This is a genomic window from Pseudoalteromonas rubra (assembly GCF_000967655.1).
Taxonomy (GTDB): Bacteria; Pseudomonadota; Gammaproteobacteria; order Enterobacterales; family Alteromonadaceae; genus Pseudoalteromonas; species Pseudoalteromonas rubra_A.
On record NZ_JXYA01000036.1, the window covers coordinates 25,627 to 42,856 of the forward strand.

15 protein-coding genes are annotated in these 17,230 nt (G+C 50.6%); 3 read left to right on the plus strand and 12 right to left on the minus strand.

Annotation, left to right across the window (positions count from 1 at the left end):
* Nucleotides 1-58: 58 nt before the first annotated feature.
* The 3 genes from TW77_RS15125 (at nucleotide 59) to TW77_RS15135 (ending at nucleotide 4,449) form a co-directional block, all read left to right on the plus strand.
* Nucleotides 59-1,360 (plus strand): GntP family permease, encoded by a 1,302-nt coding sequence (locus TW77_RS15125; protein ID WP_046005821.1) that lies wholly within the window; start codon nucleotides 59-61, stop codon nucleotides 1,358-1,360.
* Nucleotides 1,361-1,669: 309 nt separating this feature from the next.
* Nucleotides 1,670-3,757, plus strand: coding sequence for an elongation factor G (fusA, locus tag TW77_RS15130; RefSeq protein ID WP_046005822.1), 2,088 nt, complete (start codon nucleotides 1,670-1,672; stop codon nucleotides 3,755-3,757).
* Nucleotides 3,758-4,026: 269 nt separating this feature from the next.
* A complete protein-coding gene (locus tag TW77_RS15135) occupies nucleotides 4,027-4,449 on the plus strand; it encodes a hypothetical protein (protein WP_046005823.1) in 423 nt (140 codons plus the stop codon).
* Nucleotides 4,450-4,554: 105 nt separating this feature from the next.
* Here the strand turns inward: TW77_RS15135 and TW77_RS15140 are convergent, their stop codons facing one another.
* The 12 genes from TW77_RS15140 to TW77_RS15195 all read right to left on the minus strand — a co-directional run bounded on the left by TW77_RS15140 (nucleotide 4,555) and on the right by TW77_RS15195 (nucleotide 17,130).
* Nucleotides 4,555-7,287, minus strand: a complete 2,733-nt coding sequence (locus TW77_RS15140) for an ExeM/NucH family extracellular endonuclease (RefSeq protein WP_046005824.1) — start codon at nucleotides 7,285-7,287, stop codon at nucleotides 4,555-4,557.
* Between the two features lie 141 nt (nucleotides 7,288-7,428).
* Nucleotides 7,429-8,439, minus strand: coding sequence for a porphobilinogen synthase (gene hemB / locus TW77_RS15145; protein WP_046005825.1), 1,011 nt, complete (start codon nucleotides 8,437-8,439; stop codon nucleotides 7,429-7,431).
* Nucleotide 8,440: 1 nt separating this feature from the next.
* Nucleotides 8,441-10,282 (minus strand): sensor domain-containing diguanylate cyclase, encoded by a 1,842-nt coding sequence (locus TW77_RS15150; protein WP_046005826.1) that lies wholly within the window; start codon nucleotides 10,280-10,282, stop codon nucleotides 8,441-8,443.
* Complete coding sequence (locus tag TW77_RS15155; protein WP_046005827.1) at nucleotides 10,282-11,070, minus strand: TatD family hydrolase; 789 nt, start codon at nucleotides 11,068-11,070, stop codon at nucleotides 10,282-10,284. The genes TW77_RS15150 and TW77_RS15155 overlap by 1 nt, the downstream gene beginning before the upstream one ends.
* Entirely contained in the window at nucleotides 11,071-11,562 is a 492-nt protein-coding gene (locus TW77_RS15160; RefSeq protein ID WP_046005828.1) for a hypothetical protein, read from the minus strand.
* Nucleotides 11,555-12,301: a twin-arginine translocase subunit TatC gene (gene tatC, locus TW77_RS15165; protein ID WP_046005829.1), complete on the minus strand. Its 747-nt coding sequence runs from the start codon at nucleotides 12,299-12,301 to the stop codon at nucleotides 11,555-11,557. The genes TW77_RS15160 and tatC overlap by 8 nt, the downstream gene beginning before the upstream one ends.
* 18 nt (nucleotides 12,302-12,319) lie before the next feature.
* Nucleotides 12,320-12,646, minus strand: a complete 327-nt coding sequence (gene tatB, locus TW77_RS15170; RefSeq protein ID WP_235414376.1) for a Sec-independent protein translocase protein TatB — start codon at nucleotides 12,644-12,646, stop codon at nucleotides 12,320-12,322.
* Between the two features lie 12 nt (nucleotides 12,647-12,658).
* Nucleotides 12,659-12,904 carry a Sec-independent protein translocase subunit TatA gene (tatA, locus tag TW77_RS15175; RefSeq protein ID WP_046005831.1) on the minus strand — a complete coding sequence of 82 codons (246 nt, stop codon included), beginning with the start codon at nucleotides 12,902-12,904 and terminating at the stop codon, nucleotides 12,659-12,661.
* 60 nt (nucleotides 12,905-12,964) lie between these two features.
* A complete protein-coding gene (gene ubiB / locus TW77_RS15180) occupies nucleotides 12,965-14,575 on the minus strand; it encodes a ubiquinone biosynthesis regulatory protein kinase UbiB (protein ID WP_046005832.1) in 1,611 nt (536 codons plus the stop codon).
* A 10-nt stretch (nucleotides 14,576-14,585) separates the two neighbouring features.
* Complete coding sequence (locus TW77_RS15185) at nucleotides 14,586-15,203, minus strand: ubiquinone biosynthesis accessory factor UbiJ (protein ID WP_046005833.1); 618 nt, start codon at nucleotides 15,201-15,203, stop codon at nucleotides 14,586-14,588.
* A 22-nt stretch (nucleotides 15,204-15,225) separates the two neighbouring features.
* Nucleotides 15,226-15,981, minus strand: a complete 756-nt coding sequence (gene ubiE / locus TW77_RS15190) for a bifunctional demethylmenaquinone methyltransferase/2-methoxy-6-polyprenyl-1,4-benzoquinol methylase UbiE (protein ID WP_046005834.1) — start codon at nucleotides 15,979-15,981, stop codon at nucleotides 15,226-15,228.
* A 141-nt stretch (nucleotides 15,982-16,122) separates the two neighbouring features.
* A complete protein-coding gene (locus tag TW77_RS15195; RefSeq protein WP_046005850.1) occupies nucleotides 16,123-17,130 on the minus strand; it encodes a GGDEF domain-containing protein in 1,008 nt (335 codons plus the stop codon).
* Nucleotides 17,131-17,230 lie beyond the last annotated feature (100 nt).

Here is a 17,230-nt window from a genome sequence, read left to right on the forward strand (position 1 = left end):
CCCAGTGCTAAATTGCCGTATAACTAACTTTAAATAACAAAAAATAAACAGGATATTTATGCTGAGTTTGCTTGGCTTAATCGGTGCGCTGGCATTGCTGATTGGCCTGACCCTGCGCGGGGTCAACTTGTTTATCGCAGCGCCTGCGTGCGCACTCATTGTCGCGCTGACGAGTGATATTGCCATTTTTAACGCCACCGCAGGGCAACCCTTTGTGTCTCTTTATATGGCCGGATTTGCCGGGTTTTTGCAAGCCTGGTTTTTAATGTTTCTGCTGGGCTCTCTGTTTGGCAAGTTTATGGAAGACAGCGGGGCGGCTGATGCCATTGCGCATTATGTGATTGGCAAAATTGGAATGAAATACGCGGTGCTGGCCGTGGTGCTGGCTTGTGCTTTGCTGACCTATGGCGGCGTCAGCGTGTTTATTGTCGCCTTTTCTGTTTATCCCATGGCTTTGAGTTTGTTTAAGGACGCCAATCTGCCCCGACGCTTTATTCCGGCGGTGCTGGCATTTGGCTCTGTGACCTTTACCATGACATCGGCAGGCTCGCCCGAAATCCAAAACTGGATCCCCATCAAATACCTCGGCACCTCGCCGTATGCCGCCTGGCAGGAGAGCCTGGTGGTGGCCCTATTTATGGCGGGACTGGGCTACTTCTTACTGAGCTGGATGATCCGCCGGGCAGTGGCCAACGGTGAGTGCTTTGTGGCGCGAGATAATGACCCTGAGCAGATCCAGCGTAATTTGCCGCACCCGATCACCGGCTTGTTGCCCTTGCTGGTGGTGCTGATTTTGTCATTTACCTTACACAGCACACTTCAACAAAACGCCTTGATAGTTGCCTTATTGGGTGGGGTGCTGACGATTTTGGCAATTAACTTCAAGCACTTTCATAATCTCTCTCAGGCGGTCAATTTTGGCACCACCGGGGCACTGGTGGCCATCGGGAACACAGCAGCGGTAGTCGGATTCGGTGCGGTGGCCAAAGGCACGCCGGCGTTTAATGAGGCCGTTGCTTTGATGACCAGTATTCCCGGCAACGAACTGCTCGGTGCCGCGATTGCGGTGAGTGTGATTGCGGCACTGACGGGGTCGGCGTCGGGCGGACAGGCCATCGCGTTACCCCTGGTCGCACCGCATTATCTGGATTTGGGTGTGGACGCCAGCCAGCTTCACCGGGTTGTGGCGATAAGCTCCGGCGCGCTGGATACTTTGCCGCACAATGGCTATGTCGTGACCACAGTGCGGGCAATCTGTGGAGAGAAACATCAGGATGCCTACTGGCCTTTGGCGGTACTGACGGTGTGTGTACCCTTATTGGGCGTTGCGTTGATCCTCGGGCTATTTATCTGGTTTTAACCGGCCCCAAGTGCCAGTGACGGTGTAAGGAAGTGGCACTGTCAGCTGGCACCTTTTTAGCTGTTCAGGCTAGCTGAATTGGCAAACTTGCCGGGCGAGGAATGGGCTTTTGCTACCTGTAAAAAGGGGGACACCCTTTATCTGACGGCGTTTTGCGCCCCCTAAAGACGGCCTTTGCAAAATACATTCCACTATAAACCACTTTTTTCTCAAATTGATTGCATTTTAGACGACGTGAAGGATGATGTTCGCCTAAAGAGGTGATATACTCCCGCCGAATAATTTTTCTACTTTAAATAGAGTAAAACAATGGCAGATTTATCGAAATACAGAAACATTGGTATTTTCGCGCACGTTGATGCGGGTAAAACTACCACCACTGAGCGTATTCTAAAGCTTACTGGTAAAATCCACAAAACGGGTGAAGTACATGACGGTGAGTCTACGACTGACTTCATGGAGCAGGAAGCTGAGCGTGGTATTACAATCCAATCAGCAGCGGTAACGTGTGAGTGGAAAGGCCACCGTTTAAACGTTATCGATACTCCTGGACACGTTGACTTCACAGTTGAAGTATATCGTTCACTGAAAGTACTAGACGGTGGTATCGGTGTATTCTGTGGATCTGGCGGTGTTGAGCCTCAGTCAGAGACTAACTGGCGTTATGCGAACGAGTCAGAAGTTGCTCGTGTAATCTTCGTAAACAAGCTGGACCGTATGGGTGCAGACTTCTACCGCGTAGTTGGTCAGGTTGAGAAAGTACTTGCTGCTAACCCGCTGGTTATGACTCTGCCTATCGGTATCGAAGACGAGTTCTGTGGTGTTGTAGACGTACTTGAAAAGAAAGCGTACGTTTGGGACGAAACAGGTCTTCCAGAAAACTACGAAGTACAAGACGTTCCTGCAGACATGGTTGACAAAGTTGAAGAATACCATGAAATGCTGATCGAAACTGCGGTTGAGCAAGACGACGACCTGATGGAAGCGTACATGGAAGGTGAAATGCCTTCTCTTGAGCAGATCAAAGCATGTATCCGTAAAGGTACTCGTGATCTGGCGTTCTTCCCAACTTTCTGTGGTTCTGCGTTCAAAAACAAAGGTATGCAGCTGGTACTAGACGCGGTTGTAGATTACCTACCTGCGCCTACAGAAGTTGATCCTCAGCCTCTGACTGACAAAGACACAGGTGAGCCTACTGGTGAAGTAGCAACTGTTTCTGCTGATGAGCCGCTTAAAGCGCTTGCGTTTAAGATCATGGATGACCGTTTCGGCGCCCTGACCTTTATCCGTATCTACTCTGGTCGCATGAAAAAAGGTGACACAGTACTTAACTCTGCAACTGGTAAAACAGAGCGTATCGGCCGTATGGTTGAGATGCAGGCAGACGAGCGTAACGAACTGACTGAAGCACAAGCGGGTGACATCATCGCGGTTGTAGGCATGAAGAACGTTCAAACTGGTCACACTCTGTGTGATCCTAAGCACGAATGTACACTTGAAGCGATGATCTTCCCTGATCCGGTAATCTCTATCGCGGTAGCACCTAAAGATAAAGGTGGTAACGAGAAGATGGGTATCGCGATTGGTAAGATGGTTGCAGAAGATCCGTCATTCCAGGTTGAAACTGACGAAGATTCAGGCGAAACCATCCTTAAAGGTATGGGTGAGCTTCACCTTGACATCAAAGTTGACATCCTTAAGCGTACTTACGGTGTTGAACTAGTTGTTGGTCAGCCTCAGGTTGCTTACCGTGAAACTATCACGCAAGAAGTTGAAGATAGCTACACGCACAAGAAGCAGTCTGGTGGTTCTGGTCAGTTCGGTAAGATCGACTACCGCATCAAGCCTGGTGAGCCTAACTCTGGCTACACTTTCTCATCTTCAGTTGTTGGTGGTAACGTTCCTAAGGAATTCTGGCCAGCAGTTGAGAAAGGCTTCAAGATGATGATGGACGAAGGTGTTCTGGCTGGCTTCCCAGTACTAGACGTTGAAGTTGAACTATTCGACGGTGGTTTCCACGCAGTTGACTCATCAGCAATCGCGTTCGAAATCGCAGCGAAAGGCGCATTCCGTCAGTCAATCCCTAAAGCGGGTCCTCAGCTTCTTGAGCCTGTGATGAAGGTTGACGTGTTCACTCCAGAAGACAACGTAGGTGACGTAATCGGTGACCTTAACCGTCGTCGTGGTATGATCAAAGACCAGGAAGCTGGCGCAACTGGCGTACGTATCAAGGGTGAAGTACCACTATCTGAAATGTTCGGATACATTGGTCACCTGCGTACTATCACGTCTGGTCGTGGTCAGTTCTCAATGGAATTCTCTCACTATGCACCTTGCCCGGCAAACGTTGCTGACGCAGTAATCGCAGCTGAGAAAGAGAAAAAAGCAGCTAAGTAATTAGTTGACTGATTTCTGAAAAAAGGCCGCATTCGCGGCCTTTTTTAATGCCCCTGTAGTTTTTCTTCGCCATTTATTCCATCCCTTTACCGGGTTCTTTTTGGGTCAAAATATAAATAAATTCATGTGTCCACTGAGTCACCAGTCAGCGCCCTAAACTGTTGCTAAAAATTACATAAACGGACTTGATTTAGGAACTTTGCGACTTTATCATTAGCGCTCAGAGTCAGTCGACTCTGCTAAACATTGAGTAAAATTGGGAGGTACTCATGAGAACCATAGATTTGGATATCAGCTGGTTTGCCGTCTTAGCCACCGTGTGTGGTATTTCGCTGTGTTATGTGATGATGAATTTTATGGCCCTGAATGGTGTTGCCTCATCACTGATGGTTCTGTCGCTGGCGAGTGTTGGCTTGATTGTGTTATTGACGCTCACCAACAAGCGATTTGTACATATTGATAAAGCAGGAATTTGTTATCGCACATGGGTAAAAATACGCTATGTGCACGCAGACGAAATATCGTCACTGGAGCTACAGAAGTTAGGCCCGTTGCGGTGTTTAAAGGTCACGCTTAAGAATAGCCGCAGGTTATCCTTTCCGTATTGGTCTATTGATAATGATGAGCTAAGTAGAGCTGCTCAGATATTATCAGTGCCGATATCAGAAAAAGGCCATCATGCAAGCGCCTGATGGTATATCCATTCACCGAGTGAATAGGTATTAAACTGAGAGCAAACAAAAAATGCGCCGTACGGCGCATTTTTTTTACCTGGCTAACGCCACTTATCCGGTGCGTTATTTACTACGACGGCGTAGCAGTGCCAGAGGTGCGGCGAACAACGCCAGCCAGCCAAAGCTGCCCGAGTCATCGTCATTGTCATCGCCTCGTTTGACGTCCGTCACATTGACGACAACCTGCACTTGTTCTGACAGATTACCTGCGGTGTCTTGTGCCTGAACCATAAACTCGATACGGTTGTCGAATTCATAATCCAGTTCACCTGTAACAACAACCTGGCCCGCTTGGTTGACTGTAATCATATTGGTGCCCGTTACGATAAAGCGCTCAACGGGTGTGACATCCGCATCAGCATCGGAGAATTCAAGCATACCAATAATAGTATTGAGCTGCGTATTCTCTGCTACCGTAAAGTGTTGACCGGCTTCAATCACGGGACGTGGGTCAACCGGCGGCTCAGCAGCAACCGTTTTAATTTCTACAATTACAGGATCGTGGTCAGAAGCACGATAAGCATGAGTCGCATATAACTCAGCAATTTGTGCATCTGTGCGGTATTCCGTGTTGTAATCCAGCATACGCGGCTCATCTGCATTAATATGCCAGTCCGTCGCATCGGTTACTTTAGCAAGCAGTGAAGCAGAAGCCACAGCGTGATCCAGGCTGCCCAAACGGCCTGAGAAGTTGTAAGAGTAGCTTTGTGTATCGCCATCCACGTGAGTCATCACATTGTTCAGACCTTTATCCGCGAAGGCACGCATTGGATCTTCCATTGCGTAGGCATTCATATCACCGACCAGAATAACGTCTGCATCGTCGTTACCTGTAGGGTTGGTTGCCAGCCAGTCGGCGAACGCATTAGCACCTTGGGTACGAATGGCATTCCAACAAGCCTGGCCATCGCCCTGATCCGTATTATCCCCTTCAGCCGACTTGCTACAGCCTTTGGATTTGAGGTGGGCGACCGCAACCGTGAACTCTTCGTTGTTGTCCAGTTTACGGAAACTTTGCGCCGTTGGTGGGCGGTTGCTGTAATCAAATGGCACAGCGGTTGTGAAGCTGGCAGTACCCGCTTCTTCGACAGTGTCGGTGCGATAGATAATACCCGTTGTGATATCGTCGGTGCCGATCATGTCAGTATTGAAATTGACGTATGCATAGGTGTATTCAGATTCTGCATTGATCGCTTTCACCAGGTCGGCAATCGCACTGTGCTCACCAAATCCATCGTTTTCTATTTCCATAAGGCCAATCACATCGGCATCCAGTGCAGTGATAGCTGATACAAGCTTAGCTTCCTGACGCACCAATTCTTCCGCGGTGTCCGCACCACGAGGAGTCGGGAAGCCTGCACCCTGACCGTCGCCATTGAAGTAGTTCAGCACGTTGAAGCTGGCAATACGCAGATCGCCTTCGCCTTTAAGCTCAGGTGCTTCAGTACGTTCATTGGTGTTGTTGAAAGTCGGTGCCTTCGTCGGATTCAGGCGGTACTGGCCAAAGCTGTACGCAATCACCCCTTCCAGGTTGGTAACTGTGTCACCCAGGCGGATGGTTTTATAAGCGTCCAGACCTGTACTTGGATAAGGAATAACTTCTGGGTTTTGGGCGGTTGAGCCATCATCTACCAACAAGTATTTTTTCTTGTTTTCAGCTTCTAATGCGTTGGCTGCATCGCCCGGCATAGCGATTTGGGTGCCCTGGTACAGACGTTCTGTTGCCAGGCCAACCTCGCCATAGCGACCCAGGTTGTAGGTGTCTGCAACGACCATTTGATTTGACAGGCTAACCAGCATGCCTTCAACTGCTTCCAGATCGCTAACTTCATTGACTGGCAGAGTCAGCATTTGTGCCTGAACATCGGCGCTGCCGCAGACCTCAAGCTGGGTTACATTGCCAAGCTGAGTTGCGTTATAGAACTCCTGGACTGTGCCCTGAACACGGACCTGATCGCCCACCTTTACGTCGACATCTTTATAATAAACAAACAGACCTTCTGAGGTCATGTTGTCTTCGTCCATATCGGCTGCCAGCGACTGAACAAAGAAACCTTTAAGCTGGTTATCTTCTTGCAGGTCGGCCGTGACAACGGCTTCTATCGTGACGATTTGGTCTTTCAGCGGGCTTTCATCAGTGCTGCCCTGAATTGCGTTGATGGCTGTGGCAGCTTCACCACACACGAGCGGTTCTGGCTTGTCACCATCATCACCGCCATCGTCACCACCACCGGTGTCGCCACTGTGGCTGCCCAGGCCACTGAAATCGTCTTTATCGAATTGGGTCCACTCGGCGCTTGGATCAAAGGCTGCGTCAAAGGCTGTGCGGCCGCTCGTGACGTCCAGGTTGCGACGCAGTGTTTTGTCTTTTGTTGCAACGCCATTGTTTTCCCAGTTGCTGCCCGGGTCGAAGCCAACCTGGCCGAAGCTGTCTAATACGGTATCGCCATTACGCAGTACAATCGCGTCGTCGCCGTTGTACCAGCTGCCACCGGTTGTCAGCTGTGCGGCATTCAGTACAGTATCAACTGCGCTGCTGTTTGCGATGACATAAGTACCACCGGCTGCGATCTCACCGCTTAGCTCTATGGTATTTGACGCATCTGTACCGCCATTTGAATAATAGCTGAGCGTATAACCGGCCAGTGATATTGCGTTTTCTGAAGTATTGAAAAGCTCGACTGCTTTGTTGTTGGAGCTGCCTTCAATGTACTCTGACATGATGACCTGCGCCTGCACAGGTGCGGTTGCGGCGGCCACAAGGAGCGCCAGTGGAGTGAATTTTGTTTTTATCATTGGTTTTTCCCGTGTGTAGTTTAAACCCAAATGGGTACATAAGCTTACGGGGGGTATGTTACACAAAAATGACACGATGTTAATCAGTAAAATGCAAAAAAGGAGCAATTTATTGCTCCTTTTTTAATAATTACCTATTAATTATTTATCATTCAACCAGATAGCGGCTTGCTTTGCGAAATAGGTTAAAATGCCATCGGCGCCGGCACGTTTAAAAGCGAGTAATGACTCCATAATGGTCGGTTGTTCTGCCAGCCAGCCGTTGTCAATGGCGGCTTTGTGCATGGCGTATTCACCACTGACCTGGTAAGCAAAGGTCGGCACACCGAACTCATCTTTAACGCGACGCACCACATCCAGATAGGGCATGCCCGGCTTGACCATCACCATGTCGGCGCCTTCCTGAAGGTCTAGTGCGACTTCACGTAACGCTTCATCTGAGTTAGCCGGATCCATCTGATAGGTCTTCTTGTCAGCCCCTTTAAGGTTGCCTGCTGAGCCGACCGCGTCACGGAATGGGCCATAATAGCTGGAGGCATACTTGGCAGAGTAGGCCATGATGCGGGTATGAATGTGTCCGGCTTCTTCCAGTGCATCACGAATAGCACCAATGCGTCCATCCATCATATCAGATGGTGCGACAATATCAGCGCCTGCGTCGGCATGAGATAAGGCCTGCTTAACCAGTATCTCAGTTGTGATGTCATTGATGACATAGCCTTCATCATCAATGATGCCATCCTGACCATGAGTCGTGAACGGGTCCAGTGCCACATCGGTGATCACACCCAGTTCCGGACATTCACTCTTAAGCGCACGGACAGTGCGTTGTGCCAGTCCTTCCGGGTTGTAGGCTTCTTCTGCATGCAAGGATTTTTTGTCGCCAGGGGTCACCGGAAAAATAGCAATGGCAGGTACGCCCAGTGCCACCAGTTCTTTGGCTTCTTCCACCAACAGGTCGATCGACAGGCGCTCGATGCCTGGCATAGAAGGGATGGCCTCTTTGCGGTTCTTGCCTTCCAGTACGAACACCGGATAGATCAGATCGTTTACCGTCAGTGTGTTTTCACACATCATGCGGCGGGAAAAGTCGTCTTTGCGCATACGGCGCATACGCGTATAGGGAAAAAGATCCAGTCCTGACTGAGCCACGTTAAGTCTCCTGCTTAGGTTGGTAAATACAGATCCGATTACGGCCTTGTTGTTTGGCCATGTACAAGCCCTTGTCAGCCATATCGGTGAATAATGTGGGGTTACTCGTATCTTGTGCGATGGCGCTGTACACCCCCGCACTGGTGGTAAATTTTATCTGATGACCGGCTACTTTCAGTTCGTGCGCTTCAGTGTCCTGGCGGATCTGCTCGGCCAGCTCCAGCGCGCCATCCTCTGAGGTATTGGGCAGCAGGATCACAAACTCTTCACCACCATAACGAAATACCTCGTCGAGCGGTCGCTTCAGGTGCTGCTCTATCAGTCGCGCAAAGGCACAAATGGTGTGGTCGCCAGCCAGGTGACCGTAGTTATCGTTGACCTTTTTGAAAAAGTCGATGTCCAGCATGATCAGGCTCAGCGTGGTTTGCTCCCTGCGTGAGCGACGTACTTCCATCATCAGGCGCTTATCAAAATAACGACGATTCTTTACTTTGGTCATTGGGTCTTCCATGTTGAGCTTCTCCAGCTCATGGTTTTTCTCTTCGAGTTCCCTGAGAGTGACCTGTAGTTCAAAGGTGCGCTCGTCAATGCTGTTTTCCAGCTCCTGTTGGGCCTGCTCCTGGAGCTTGAGTTTTTCTTTTAGCAAGGCATCCTCTGCCTGCGTACGAGCGAGTTTATGCTGTTGTGTTTTAATGTGCTTTTCGCGTTCCAGGATAAACTGGCGGGTTAGCACAAAGCTGATGTAGAGGCTCAGGATCAGATAGCAGACATAAGTCACCGGGCGGTCCAGTTGTGCGCCGCCAAACACACCCAGCTCAAAACCAAGTTGGTAGCTCAGCGTTACTAGCATGATGACATAGATCAGCAAGGCGGTAGCTTTGGTTGTGCGGCGATAGCGGCTGCGCAGGGTGCAGATGATGTAACCCAGTACCAGGGTTAATGCCATGCTGTAGGCGGCAAAGGTTGCCAGCGTGACTGGCAGCAGCACACTGAGCAAGGTCAGAGTCAGGCCCACTATCAATAATTGGCTGAGCTTACGGTTATGTTTTGCCGCAACCAGATTGGGCAATGCTTTACTGCGCTGAATGGGGATCAGGGCCAGCGTGGAGCACATCACCAGCAGGCTTTGTCCATATTGCTGTAACCACACACTGGAGCCATACAGATAACGATAACCAAAGCCATATAAATGCACAATAAGCAGCCAGAAGAGGCCAATTATGAGCGTGCCATGCAAAAAGTAACGTCGGCGGGTAAAGCTGTAGAGGGTAAAGTTAATGGCGATCATGGCCAGAATAAACCCGGCCAGAATACCGTAGACCAGATTAAATTTACTTTTATATTTGAGATATTCAATTGGGTGCCAGAGGCTCAGCGGAGCGTTCAGCGTACCATGGTGGCTGACTTGCAAATAGACCTGGCTGTCACTGTGAGCGGGTAATTCCAGCGGAATCAGTTGCGCCTCATGCTTGATGGGGCGTTGCAGCAGCGGCAGGGCATCGCCAAGTGCCAGAGTTAAAAAAGACGCGTCATCATGGCGAATGTAGGCGGTGATCTTATCCAGTAAGTTGTTGTCTATGCTGAGTAGCAGCGGCACTTCAATGGGACCCGGGTTATGCAAGGATACGCGGAGCCAGGCCTGGGTATTCGCGGGGGGGGTTAACGCCTGGCGCTGACCTGATTGCCACTGCGGATCGCTGGCCAGTAACGCCTGGATAGTGTCGGCCTCGCTGAAGGTATACTGATAAGTCAGCGACTGGTGCTGCTTAAACTCAGCGGATACCTCCAGTGCCTGAGCGACACCAGATAAGCACAGCAGGAGCAGCACCGTGCGCCACAGCATTAGCCGGTTTTCTCCGAGCCTAAGAATAGGGCATTAAAGTTCTCGGTGGTTTGCCGGGCCAGCTGTGCCAGAGGGATATTCTTAAGTTCGGCAACATGACGCGCGATCTCTGGCAGATAAGCGGGTTCATTGCGACGAGATTTAGGTTTGGGCTTAAGTGTTCTGGGCAGTAAAAAAGGCGCATCGGTTTCCAGCAGGATCCGATCTTCGGGAATATAGCGTACCAGCTCCCGTAAGGTTTCACCCCGGCGCTCGTCGCAGAGCCAGCCAGTCAGGCCAATCATCAGGCCATAATCCAGATAGTAGCGTAAAGCGCGCTTATTCCCGGTAAAGCAATGTAAAACGCCTCGCAGCGAAAACTCATCCAGCATAGCGCTGAGCGTATCAAAGGCTTCGCGTTCATGCAGATAGACTGGCATATCCAGTTCCTGAGCCAGTTCCAGCTGAACGCCACAGATCAGTTGCTGTATTGGACGGGGCGAGTAGTCGCGATTAAAATCGAGCCCGCACTCGCCAATGGCAACCACTTCGTCCTGCGCGGCCAGATGGCGCATTTGCGCAATAAAATCCTCGGATACATCTTTGGCATCATGAGGGTGCACGCCCGCGGTGGCGTATTGTCGATGCTGCCTTGCCAGTGCCAGGCTTTGCTCGCTGGTTAGCAAATCGCAGCCAATCAGCAACATAGACTCAACGCCCTGGTCAGCGGCACGGCTTAGGATGGCGTCGCGGTCGGTATCGAACTGGGTGCTGGTCAGGTTAACGCCAGCATCAATAAGGCCTGCCATTTATTTTTGTCGCTTAACGCGAGTCGCGCGATTGCTGCCCACTTTCCTCATCAGAAAGGAGCTCAAAGCGGCGCGGCTGATGACGACTTCATCTCCAGAACGCAATCTAAGCGACTCTGCACCGGTTTGTTTCCAGACTTGGCCGTTGTCTAACGTCACGGTGATTTTCCCAAGTGGCGATTTGCTTACTTTGGTAATACGTCCTTCAAGTTCGTTATTGTTTTCTGCAATCTTGGGAATATGTTCCAGACCAAAGTCGTTTTGAGTGTTGGCTGCAACAGCCTGAGCCGGTGCATCAGCAGGCTTACTTTTAAGGCTGCTTGCTTGAGGCGCCTGGCCTGCCATTACTTGATCAAAGCACCCCAGTCGTTTTAAGTCATTCTCGACCATAGTGCATGCTTTGAGCGCTTGCTCATTCAATGGGGCTGCGTGACTGTGCACAGCAGTAAGTGTGCCCAGGGCGACCACTAGGGTCTTAAGTAAGTTATTCATTATTGTTATCCTGAGGGGTCGGTGTACGTGAATACAGTTTGGCCAGTAACAGGCCAAGTTCAAACAACAGTGCCATGGGGACCGCCAGCAGTGTTTGCGATAACACATCTGGCGGGGTTAAAAACATAGCGACTACAAATACCCCCACGACGATATAGGGGCGCTTTTGTGCCAGGCTCTCGGTGGTTGTGACGCCACTCCAGCACAGCAACATAATGGCGACCGGAATTTCAAACGCGACGCCAAAGGCAAAAAACAGCTTTAAAATGAATCCCAAATAACTACTGATGTCTGGTGAAAGGGTCATCATATCGGGGCCTACGGCGGTAAAAAAGCCGAGTATGATGGGCATCACGACAAAATAACAAAAGGCGATCCCGCCGTAAAACAGCAGGATACTGGACAGCAGGATGGGCATCAGCATACGTTTTTCGTGCTGATACAAGCCGGGCGCCAGGAATCCCCAGATCTGATGCAGGATCATGGGCACTGCCAGAAACAGCGACACAAAGAGGGTCAGTTTAAAAGGGGCAAAAAACGGGGCCGTGACATCCGTGGCTATCATAGTGCTGTTTGCAGGTAAGCTCTCAACCAGAGGTGCAGCTACAAACGCGTAGATATCATTGGCAAAATAGACCAAAGAAACGAAGATGACTAAGATACTCAGCAGTGCCTTGATCAGGCGGTTTCTCAGCTCAATAAGGTGGCCAATAAAGCCACTGTTTGTCATATCTGACATGCAAAAACTCGTAAACGGTTAGTTTTGAGAGGATGGATCTTTATCGTTTTTCGACGCATCTGGAGACTTGCTATAGCTGTGGCGCACAGACTCTGCCGCGCGTTGCAACTCTTCAACCGACTGCTTGAGGCCCGGAGAAATATTATCCAGGCCCTGCTCTTCGGCTTTTTTCAGGTTGCTATGCAACTCGTGGACTCTCAGTTCTTCGCTCACTTCCGCTTTGACGGAGTTCGCAACCGATTTGACCGTGTTGATCCAACGGCTGACCGTTCTGATTGCAACCGGCAGGCGCTCTGGCCCAAGTACCACCAGGCCAACGATCAGCACTACGACGAGTTCCCACATCCCCATGTCAGATCACACCTTGTCTTTTTCTTTTTCGCTGGTTGTTTTAGCTTGTGCAGCCTGATCAGTCAGCTGTTCTTTGCTATCCGTTTTATCCGACTTTTTTTCTTCTTCGTCTTCAGAAACTGCGTTCTTAAAGCCCTTTACCGCATTGCCCAAGTCACTGCCAATACCACGCAGTTTTTTCGTCCCGAATAAAAGCACGATAATGGCCAGAATGATAAGCAACTGCCAAATACTGATACCACCAAAACCCATGTCTACTCCATTTAATGTGTTATTGAATTAAGAAAGATTATACGCCGAGTGTGTAAAATATCACCCTGTTTTGCGCCATGCTTTAATAAATATTGCAATTGCCAGTGTTGCGCAGACGCTGCTGGCCAGTTGGCGTTCGTCAATAAAGCATAAACCGGCCACGATAGTAAGCGCTGCGGCGGCGATGCCAAGCAGTAATGCACGTGTGTCTGTGGGGCGTTGCTGCGTAACGGGGGGCCCCTGGCGCTGGCTGCGTTTTAAATTCTGATAAATTAGATCGGGCAGCTCGGGCATTTTTTCGGCCCAAAATGGCAAATTGGTATAGAGCTTTTTTGCCACTGCCAGTGGCCCGACTTGATCCTGCACCCATTTTTCTAAAAAGGGTTTTGCGGTTTTCCACAGATCCAGTTGCGGATAAAGCTGTCTGCCCAGGCCTTCAACATACAACAGGGTTTTCTGTAACAGCACCAGCTGGGGTTGCACTTCCATGTTAAAGCGCCGTGCGGTATTGAACAGATTGACCAGTACGTGACCGAACGAAATCTCGGCCAGCGGCTTATTAAAGATAGGCTCGCACACCGTGCGAATGGCAAATTCGAACTCCTCGACACAGGTGTCCGCCGGCACCCAACCAGAGTCAACGTGTAGCTGAGCAACCTGGCGATAATCCCGGTTGAAAAAGGCGATGAAGTTTTCTGCCAGATAGCGTTTGTCTTCGCGGTTCAACGTGCCCACAATGCCGCAGTCAATACCAATATACTGGGGGTTGTGGGGGTTTTCGCGCGACACAAAAATATTGCCCGGATGCATGTCGGCATGAAAAAAGCTGTCACGAAATACCTGGGTAAAGAACACTTCAACACCGCGCTCAGCCAGCACTTTCATGTTGGTGCCCTGCGCCAGCAGCGCTTCGGTATCCGACACCGGAATGCCGTAAATGCGCTCCATAACCAGCACATTGCGTCTTGAATAATCGCTGTATACTTCTGGAATATACAAAGAGGCCGAGCCTTCAAAATTGCGTCTCAGCTGGATGGCATTGGCCGCTTCGCGCATTAAATCGAGCTCATCGAGCAGCGTTTTACGGTATTCCCGCACCACTTCAACCGGGCGCAGACGACGTCCGGCGCTGATGAGGCCTGCCAGCAGACGGGCAAAGCGTTCCATCAAAGACAAGTCTGCCAGGATCTGTTTCTCGATATTGGGTCGAATGACTTTAACGACCACTTCTCTAAGTTGATCGTCGACCAGCAGCTTGGCGCAGTGCACCTGAGCGATGGAGGCTGAAGCCAGTGGGGTTTGCTCAAATTCGACAAAACAGTCGTCGATGCTGTCCAGCCCCAGTGCTTTTTCTATCAGCGCCTGTGCCTGCTCGCCGGGAAACGGTGCCACTTTATCCTGCAGCAGGGCGAGTTCTTCGGCAATATCCGGCGGCAGCAGGTCGCGTCGTGTGGATAACATCTGGCCAAACTTGATCCACACCGGCCCTAAGGTTTGCAGGGCCAGTCTGAGCCGCGCACCCACGGGTTTGTCGCGATGCTGGTTGGGTAGCCAGAACAGGCTGCGTCTTATCGCCCGGGCATACCAGGGTTGTTTTTGCCTGGGGAGCAGATCATCCAGGCCATAATTAAGAAACGTTTTACCGATTTGATACAGACGAGCGATGGACAAATCCAGCTCCTTATAATTCGCTGAGTGCGTTGATGCGTTGTTCCAGGGCGGCAAGTTGTTGTGCCAGCTGTCGCGTATGAGTTTTGAACTGGCGAACTTCCAGTGGATGAACGGCGACGTTCAGTTCGTCCTGACACAGTTGCGTGACCGTGCGCTTGAGTATGCCGAGGTGGCTGGCACCGCGTTGTTTGGCCCGTTCGCATTGTGCGACCAACAGTTGAGCAGGGGCATCGCCAAGATGATTGGACAGGTGCTCGGCCCAGTCGATATTCAGGCCTGCAAAGGCTTTACTGTAACTTTGGGCCAGCTGTAAATCCCCTTCCAGGTCCAGTTTTTCTTCCCGGATCAGGCGCGTAAGCTGACTGGGGTCGGAGAGTTCCTGAAGCGTCGATAAGGTCGTGGTAATGTGGCAGTCGGCCTGATCCTGGTAATTTCCGTAAACGAAACAGCGTGCTTTGCCCTGCTGTTCGCCGACATAATGCAGTGCGCAGCACAGCTCAAGATCGGTCAGGGTGACCGCCAGCGTTTTATGCTGTGTGGCAGCCAGCTGAACAGCCAGAGCCGGTTCTTTGTTCAGCAGCTGTTCCAGTGCACTTTCAGCAACGGCTGTGAGCAGCGTGATCCACATACGGTTTCCCTTGTCTTTGTAATTAGAATTTAAAGCCCCGGTGCAGTGCCACGATGCCGCCGGTCAGATTCTGGTAGCTTGCCTGTTCAAATCCGGCTTCTTCCATCATTGACTTCAGCGTTTCCTGATCCGGGTGCATACGGATTGACTCCGCCAGGTAACGATAAGATTCACTGTCGTTGGCAACCAGCTTGCCCATGGTTGGCAAAATGTTGAACGAGTAAAAGTCGTAGAGTTTAGACAGTGCTTCGTTGTCGGTTTTTGAAAATTCCAGTACCAACAAACGGCCACCGGGCTTCAGTACTCGGTACATAGAGCGCAGCGCTTTGTCTTTGTCGGTGACGTTACGCAGGCCAAAAGCAATGGTGATCACATCCAGGCTGTTGTCCGGGAAGGGCAGGGCTTCGGCATTCATCTGCACATATTCGATATTGCCAACTCGGCCCAGATCGCGCAGTTTGTCGCGGCCAACCCGCAGCATAGAGTCGTTGATATCGCCCAGAATAACCTGGCCTGATTCACCCACGAGTTCACTGAACTTCGCGGTCAGGTCACCCGTGCCACCGGCCAGATCCAGGACTTTATGGCCCTGTCGGACACCTGAGCAGGCAATGGTCTGACGCTTCCAAAGGCGATGGATCCCGAATGACATCAGGTCATTCATCACATCATATTTTGCAGCCACGGAGTGGAAAACGTCGGCCACCATGGAGGCCTTTTCCTGAGTTGCTACTGTTTTATAGCCAAAATGAGTGGTGTCGCGATTTGCTTCTTTCATGTGTGTTGTTTGTGCCGGATCTGGGTGTCAATAGTGTACTTGATAGCACTCAGTGAGCGCAATCGGTGTCAGCAATTTAAGCAGATTAATCAACAGGCCATGATAGAGCGAACCGCAGTATAGCGGTGCTCAGTGGTAACCTTAATTCGGTGCAGAAATATAAAAGTTCTGACCCAGTGACTGGGCTTTTTTAGCGGCGAACGCGGCGCGCTGAGCCAGGGTATTAAAATCATGCTCAGGTTGATGCTGGGCAATGCCAATGGCCAGGTCGATGTCAGGAAAAGAGACATCGCCCTTGGCACTGACAAATTTCAGGCGGCTTACGCCGGTGCGGATCTTTTCTGCCACGACCTGAGCCGTGTCGGCTTCACAGTCGGCCAGTATAATGGTGAACTCCTGTCTGCCCGTGCGCCCTGGCAAGCCGCTGTGTAGTACGTATTTTTTAATTCTTTTTGCCACCCGTTGCAGTACGGTTTCACCGACCACCTCGCCAAAGTCCTGGCTAAAGGCATCGAGATTTTCGACCAACACCGAAATGGCGCAGATGGACTTGTCCTGAGTCAGCCATAGCTGGGTTTTGTGGCCCAGATAATGGCGCTTATAAAGTCCGGTTTGCGGGTCTAAAATGCGTTGCTTGCGAAGCAAAAGTAGTTGCTTTTGCTGCTTTTCATGTAGCTCACGGGCCTTGCGCAGGGCGTTTTTAAACTGCTGGTGCTGCTTAAGCAATTGATCAGTATGGACACTCAGGTCGCTCAGAGCCGCCCGGGTTTTGATCACATTGTGCTCATCCAGATTATGAATACAGTGACTTACCTGTCTGGCAAAGCCGATCAGGCTCTGCTGGGATTGCTGCGCCGAGTCATTGAGATGATCTATCATGCCGCCGACTTGCTGAACCAGTGCCGCTTCGGTCTGATGTTCTTTTTGCAGAAACTCGTAATACAGCTGCTCGATATAGATGCTGTCGATACTGACGCGATTGCGCAGGTCACGGTCCAGGCGCTCATTCAGCTCGCGGTGGGTCTGACTGATATAGACATAGCCAATGTGATAATTCAGTGGGGTAGGCGGCAGCTGATTCTGTTCCAGAAACTGACAAACTTTAGTCATTTTTTCTTGTGCTATTGCCATGGGATCATGGAACATCATTTTATTTACCACAATAATCAGTTGCTGTTGTACATCTCTTAGCGCGCCCGATATGGCACTTACCACGCTGCCGGTTTCGCTGCGGCTACATTAATCGCTC